This is a genomic window from Microbacterium sp. 5K110 (assembly GCF_005774735.1).
GTDB lineage: Bacteria > Actinomycetota > Actinomycetes > Actinomycetales > Microbacteriaceae > Microbacterium.
In genome coordinates this window covers 1-6357 of sequence record NZ_VBUM01000129.1, presented here as the reverse complement: position 1 = coordinate 6357, position 6357 = coordinate 1, and the positions used below count along the sequence as shown (strand labels likewise).

At 73.4% G+C, this 6357-nt stretch carries 5 protein-coding genes; 3 read left to right on the top strand and 2 right to left on the bottom strand.

Annotated elements, in window-relative coordinates:
- The first annotated feature begins 105 nt into the window (after positions 1 to 105).
- The 3 genes from FE256_RS17250 to FE256_RS17240 all read left to right on the top strand — a co-directional run bounded on the left by FE256_RS17250 (position 106) and on the right by FE256_RS17240 (position 3557).
- On the top strand, positions 106 to 1485 hold the full coding sequence (locus tag FE256_RS17250) for an alpha/beta hydrolase (RefSeq protein WP_138178102.1): 1380 nt from the start codon (positions 106 to 108) through the stop codon (positions 1483 to 1485).
- A complete protein-coding gene (locus FE256_RS17245) occupies positions 1482 to 3032 on the top strand; it encodes a GMC family oxidoreductase (protein ID WP_138178100.1) in 1551 nt (516 codons plus the stop codon). Before FE256_RS17250 ends, FE256_RS17245 begins: the two co-directional genes overlap by 4 nt.
- A gap of 180 nt (positions 3033 to 3212) precedes the next feature.
- Complete coding sequence (locus FE256_RS17240) at positions 3213 to 3557, top strand: LysR family transcriptional regulator (protein ID WP_138178098.1); 345 nt, start codon at positions 3213 to 3215, stop codon at positions 3555 to 3557.
- Between the two features lie 98 nt (positions 3558 to 3655).
- Here FE256_RS17240 and FE256_RS17235 read toward each other — a convergent pair whose 3' ends face one another.
- Both FE256_RS17235 and FE256_RS18290 read right to left on the bottom strand, forming a co-directional pair.
- Positions 3656 to 5296 carry an ABC-F family ATP-binding cassette domain-containing protein gene (locus FE256_RS17235; protein WP_138178096.1) on the bottom strand — a complete coding sequence of 547 codons (1641 nt, stop codon included), beginning with the start codon at positions 5294 to 5296 and terminating at the stop codon, positions 3656 to 3658.
- A 244-nt stretch (positions 5297 to 5540) separates the two neighbouring features.
- The coding region (locus tag FE256_RS18290) for a class I mannose-6-phosphate isomerase (RefSeq protein WP_171024402.1) at positions 5541 to 6357 on the bottom strand (817 nt) is incomplete at its 5' end.

Sequence of the window (6357 nt, the reverse complement as noted above, 5' to 3'; positions counted from 1 at the left end):
GCCCCCGACCCGCAGGAGTTATGCCGTGGTTCGCGCGTGCTTGCGCAAAAAGGCTCGGTGCGCAAGCGGCCCGTCGCAGGCCCCGACGTGCGAAAGCGTGAAGACATGCCGAGCCCGAACGACGTTCCGACCCTCTACCTGCTGCACGCCCTGGGGGCGAGCGGCGGATCGTTCCAACGGCTCGGCGACGCGCTCGCGGGACGGGTGGACGTACAGGGCATCGACCTGCCGGGCTTCGGTTCGGAGACCGCTGCCTCGGACACCTCGATCGAGGCGACGGTCGCACACGTCATCGGCATCCTGCACGAGCGGGCCCGCGGCCGGTGGATGCTCGGCGGGCACAGCATGGGCGGCAAGATCGCCGGGATCGTGGCCTCCCGCGTCCTGAGCGGAGACGCGCCCCTGGCGGGGCTCGCCGGGCTGGTGCTGATGGCGCCCTCGCCGCCGCGCCCCGAGCCGATGGACGAGGACCGGCGCGCCCGGATGCTGTCGTGGGTGGCCGACGGGCCGATCTCAAAGACGGATGCCGAGACCTTCCTCGACCAGAACACCGCGAAGCCGCTGGATGCCGAGGCCCACCGTCTCGCCGTCGACGACCTCGCTCGAACGTCTCCCGCCGCGTGGCGGGCATGGCTCGAGACCGGGAGCCGTGTCGACGTGCGCGCCGAGGTCGGCCGCCTCGACCTCCCCGCCCTCGTGCTCGCCGGCGCCGACGACGCCGACCTCGGGGCCGCGGCGCAGCCGGGGCTGCTCTCCGGCGTCCTGCCCCGGGCACGGTTCCACAGCCTCGCCGACACCGGGCACCTGATCCCGCTCGAGCGCGCGCCCGAGGCTGCTGCGGCCATCGCCGCGTTCGTCGCGGACGAAGTGCTCGCCGGACCCGAGGTGCCCGAGGAGTGGGTGCGGCTCATCGCCGGCGACCGGGTGGATGCGCGGGTACGCGGCATCCTGAACCGCCGGGCGGTGCCCGACGACCGCGGCTACGCGCCGCGCGTGCTCGACATGGCGCAGCTCACGCTGCTGCGCGAGATCGCCGATCTCGTCGTGCCCCAGGACGGCCCCGCGATCGACCTCGCCGCGCGCATCGACGCGCAGTTGGCTCGCGGCGAGGGCGACGGATGGCGCCGCGACGGTCTCCCGCCCGATGCCGAGGCGTATCGCCGCGGGCTCGACACCCTCGCCCCGGGGTGGCCGACCGACCCGGTCGAGCGCGAGGCCGTGCTGCGTGCGGCGATCGAGGGCACCGGGTCCACGGACGGACCCCTGGATGCCGCTCTCCTGACGGCGTGGCTGGAGGACGCGCGCGTCGACCTCGTGCGGCAGTGGCTCTCGCACCCGGCGAGCATGGCCCGCACCGGCTTCGACGGCTTCGCCACCGGCGGCCGGGACCCGATCCGCGGCTATGTGCACCTCGATCTCGGGCGACGCGAGGACTGGGAGCCCGCCGGAGTCGGCGGCACGATCGCGACGGGAGACGCCGTATGAAGCTCGAGGGGATGCGCACGCACGGCACGGACGACATCGTCGACGTCGTCGTGATCGGGACGGGCGCGGGCGGCGCCCCGCTGACGGCCGAGTTCGCCCGGCGCGGGCTGTCGGTCGTGGCGCTGGAGGCGGGCCGGAACTTCGACCTCGACGACCTCACCCCCGACGAGACCGAGGCGGTGGAGATTAACTGGATGTCCGACCGCCTCAGCGGCGGAGGCGATCCCACAGCGTTCGGCCCCAACAACAGCGGTCGCGGTGTCGGCGGCTCCACGCTGCACTGGGGCGCGTTCGCGCCGCGTCCCGACGCGCGTGACCTCCGGCTGCGCACCGAGACCGGCGAGGGCCGCGACTGGCCGATCGACCCCGACGAGCTGCTGTCGTACGTCGCCCGCGTCGAGGGCGACATCGGCGTCTCGGGGCAGACGCCCTACCCGTGGGACCCCGACCGGTCGTACGCCTACGGTCCCGCCGCCCGCAACGCGCCCGCGAACCTCGTCGCGCGCGGGTGCGAGGCGCTCGGCATCCGCTGGGCGGACGCGCCCGCCGCCGTGCTCACCCGCGCCCGGGTGCAGGACCACTACGGCGAGCGCGGCACGTGCGTCAACTGCGGTTCCTGCCACCAGGGATGCCGAACCGATGCCAAGGCCACAACCGCCAACACCTACCTGCCGGCCGCGGTGGCCGCCGGAGCCGAGATCCGCAGCGGTGCGATGGTCCACGGGATCGAGCTCGACGCGCGCGGTCACGTCGCGGCGGTCGTGTACCGGCAGGACGGCGTCGACGTGCGCCAGCGCTGCCGTGCGCTCGTGCTCGCGGCCGGCGGCGTCGAGACGCCGCGGCTGCTGCTGCACACCGGCGTCGCGAACGGCAGCGGTCAGGTGGGTCGCAACTTCCTCGCGCACGGTGCGACGCAGGTGTGGGGCCGGTTCGACGAGCCCGTGCGGGGGCACCGCGGCTACCCCTCGTCGGTCATCACCGAGGACATGCTGCGCCCCGCCGACGCCGATTTCGCCGGGGGCTATCTCGTGCAGAGCCTTGGGGTGATGCCCCTCACCTTCGCCACGACGCTCGCGCGCGGCGGCGGGTTGTGGGGGCCGGAGCTCATGCGACGCCTCGATCAGGCGCAGTACATGGCGGGCATCGGCATCAACGGCGACTGCCTGCCGTCGGAGGCGAACCGCCTCGAACTCTCGGACGAGGCCGACGAATTCGGCATCCCCCGCGCCCGGGTGACGTTCACAGCGGGACCCAATGAGAAGGCTCTCGACCGGCATGCCACCGCGTTCCTGCGGCGGGTGATGGAGGCCGCGGGGGCGCGCGACACGATCACCCTCGCTCGCACCGCGCACACGATCGGCACGTGCCGCATGTCGACAGACCCGGACGACGGCGTGGTCGACGCCGACGGCCGCTCGCACGAGATCCCCAACCTCTGGATCTGCGACAACAGCGTCTTCCCCTCGGCGCTGGCCGCGAACCCCGCCCTGACGATCATGGCCCTGTCGCTGCGGACGGCGGACCGCTTCCTGGCATCCGTTGCTTAGGGCGGGGGCGCACCAGATCACGTGATCTGGGCGAGAACGCACCGTGCGACGCACCACGTCGAGCGGCCTCGTCCACATCACGTGATCTGGGCGAGAACGCACCGTGCGACGCACCACATCGAGCGACCTCGCCCACATCACGTGATCTGGGCGCCGCCGCGGCACGGGAGAATGGATGCCATGAAGCTTGCGCACCTCGTCCGGTTCGCCGCCCTCGCCGAGGAGCAGCACTTCCCGCGCGCGGCCGAGCGGCTCGGCATCCCCCTCGCGTCGCTGTACACCACGATCGACAAACTCGAAGAGGAGGTCGGGCAGCCGCTGGTGTCGCGCACGCCGCCGACGAACCTCACGCCCGCGGGTGTCCTGCTCCTCGACGAGGCCCGCGCCCGGATCGCCGACGCTCCCCCGCAGGCGGTCGCTGCTCCGAAGGCGCGGGGCGGCAAGGCCAAGGCCTCCAAGGGCACGGGCCGCGCCCCGATCGTGAAGGGCCAGCCCAAGCCGTACAAGAAGCGCCAGGGTCGCTGACGCCCCCGAACCCCCGCGATAAACGCTCTCCCGAGTGAGACACGCGCAGAGACGCCGTGTCTCACTCGACACGCCGTTTATCGATGCGGGGCTGAGCGTCACCGCTCCGACACGCGGCCGGACTCCACGCGCCAGTGGCGGTCAGTCTGTACGGCGTCGAGCATGCGGCGGTCGTGCGTGACGAGCAGCAGCGTGCCGGTGTAGCACTCCAGCGCCTGCTCGAGCTGCTCGATCGCGGGCAGGTCGAGGTGGTTCGTCGGCTCGTCGAGCACCAGGACGTTCACCCCGCGCGCCTGGAGGAGCGCCAGCCCCGCCCGCGTGCGCTCGCCGGGTGAAAGACCGTCGACCGGGCGGGTGACGTGGTCGGCCTTGAGCCCGAACTTCGCCAGCAGCGTGCGCACGTCGGCCGCGGTCATCTCGGGCACGAGTCCCTCGAAGGTCTCGGCGAGCGGACGCTCCCCCACCAGCAGCGAGCGGGCCTGGTCGATCTCGCCGATCGCAACGCTCGACCCGAGACTCGCGGTTCCTTCGTCCGGGGTCTGACGGCCCAGGATGCCACGCAGCAACGTCGTCTTCCCGGCACCGTTGGGGCCGGTGATGCCGATGCGCTCGCCCGCGTTCACCTGCAGCGAGACGGGACCGAGCGCGAACGCCCCCTGCCGGAACACGGCACCCGAAAGCGTGGAGACCACGGAACTCGACCGCGGCGCTGCCCCGATCGTGAACTCGAGCTTCCACTCCTTGCGGGGCTCCTCGACCTCGTCGAGCCGCGCGATGCGGCTCTCCATCTGCCGCACCTTCTGGGCCTGCTTCTCGCTGGACTCCATCGAGGCCTTGCGGCGGATCTTGTCGTTGTCGGGCGACTTCTTCATCGCGTTGCGCACGCCCTGGCTCGACCACTCGCGCTGCGTGCGGGCGCGCGCGACGAGGTCGGCCTTGGTGTCGGCGAACTCCTCGTACTTCTCGCGCGCCTGCCGCCGGAGGGTCGCGCGCTCCTCAAGGTAGGCGTCGTAGCCGCCGCCGAACACGCGATGCGAGTTCTGGGCGAGGTCCAGTTCGAGTACGCGCGTGACCGACCGGGCGAGGAACTCGCGGTCGTGGCTGACCAGCACGACCCCGCCGCGGAGACCCTTCACGAACGACTCCAATCGCTCGAGGCCGTCGAGGTCGAGGTCGTTGGTCGGTTCGTCGAGCAGCGCGATGTCGAAGCGCGAGAGCAGCAGCGCCGCGAGCCCCACCCGCGCAGCCTGCCCGCCCGAGAGCCCGGTCATGAGCGCGTCGGGGCCGACGTCGAGTCCGAGGTCGGCGAGCACCACCGGCATCCGCTCGTCGAGGTCGGCCGCGCCACTCGCGAGCCAGCGGTCCAGGGCCGTGGCGTACGCGTCGTCGGCCCCCACGGCGTCGGGGTCGCCGAGGGCCGCGGCCGTGGCATCCATCTCGCGCGTCGCCTCGGCGCAGCCGGTGCGCCGCGCAAGGTACTGCGCCACGGTCTCGCCGGGCACGCGCTCGTGCTCCTGCGGCAGCCAGCCGACGAAGGCGTCGGCCGGGGCCAGCGCGATCGAGCCGCCGAGCGGTTCGTCGACGCCGGCGAGCAGCCGCAGCAGCGTCGACTTGCCGGCGCCGTTGGCGCCCACGACGCCGATCACGTCGCCCGGCGCCACGGTGAGGTCGACGCCCTCGAACAGGGTGCGGTGTCCGTAGCCTCCGGTGAGGGCCTGGGCGACGAGCGTGGCGGTCATCCCCCGATTCTCGCAGGGCGCGCTGCGGGGGACGACGGACGGCGGCGCCCGCGCACGCCGCGGCCGCATGCGGGGCACGACGCGCGCCCACCGCGGCCCCGCACTCCGCCAGCGCACCCGGCGGGCGACGGCCACCCACCGCGGTCAGCCGCACCGCACCCGGCGGCGACGCGCACCCACCGCCGCCCGCACACACCACCACCGCGCCGCGCCGCACCGTGTCGAGCGCGCCGCGACGCCGCGGTCACCGCACGTCGCCGCCGCGCAGAGTCATCGGCCAGCCGGCGCCGGGCGCGGCGACGAGTACCTCGGCGGCCCCCGCGAGACGCCAGGCGCCGAAGGCGTGCGGCACGGCGTACACCTGACCGCGCGCGACGTCGACGCTCCCCGCCTCGGACACGAGCGCCCCGGCACCGTCGGAGACGAGCACGACCGCGAAGCCCGCCTCGCGCGAGGCGGTCTCTCCGGCGGCGTCGAACAACCGGAAGTAGGGGTCAGCCGCGGACGGCAGCAGCGAGCGGAAGCCCGCCTCCGCCGGCGCGGTGCCCGCCGTGCTGATCAGGGCGTCGAGCGCGGCGGCATCCAGCGCGTCCGTGGAGACCGCGGGCATGACGGCGTCGAAACCCAGGTCGAGGTGCGACTCCTCGCGGGTCGAGGTCGTCACCGACCACTCCAGCAGAATCGAGAAGTCGGTGGGTTCCTGCACCTCGGCCAGGAAGATCCCGCCGTCGATCGCATGCACGGTGCCGGCGGGCACGAGCACTCCCATCCCCGGGCGCACCACGACGCGGTTCATGTGGGCCAGCATCCACTCGCCGTCCTGCGCCTCGCGGCGGCGGTCGAGCTCGTCCCGGTCGACGGGCCGGTTCCACCCGAGGTGCACCGCGCAGTCGTCCTCGGTCTCGAGCACGTACCAGGCCTCGGTCTTGCCGTATGGGCAGTCGAGGTGGCTGGCGGCGAAGCCGCGGTCAGGGTGCACGTGCACGGGGAGACGCTGGCGCGCGTCGAGGAGTTTGACCAGGATGCCGAGGTCCGCGGCATCCCGTCCCCCGCGCGCCCCC

Excerpts from the sequence above, each read along its gene's own strand:
- FE256_RS17250 (WP_138178102.1), top strand. The coding sequence starts at position 106 with ATGCCGAGCCCGAACGACGTTCCGACCCTCTACCTGCTGCACGCCCTG.
- FE256_RS17245 (WP_138178100.1), top strand. The coding sequence starts at position 1,482 with ATGAAGCTCGAGGGGATGCGCACGCACGGCACGGACGACATCGTCGAC.
- FE256_RS17240 (WP_138178098.1), top strand. The coding sequence starts at position 3,213 with ATGAAGCTTGCGCACCTCGTCCGGTTCGCCGCCCTCGCCGAGGAGCAG.
- FE256_RS17235 (WP_138178096.1), bottom strand. The coding sequence starts at position 5,296 with ATGACCGCCACGCTCGTCGCCCAGGCCCTCACCGGAGGCTACGGACAC.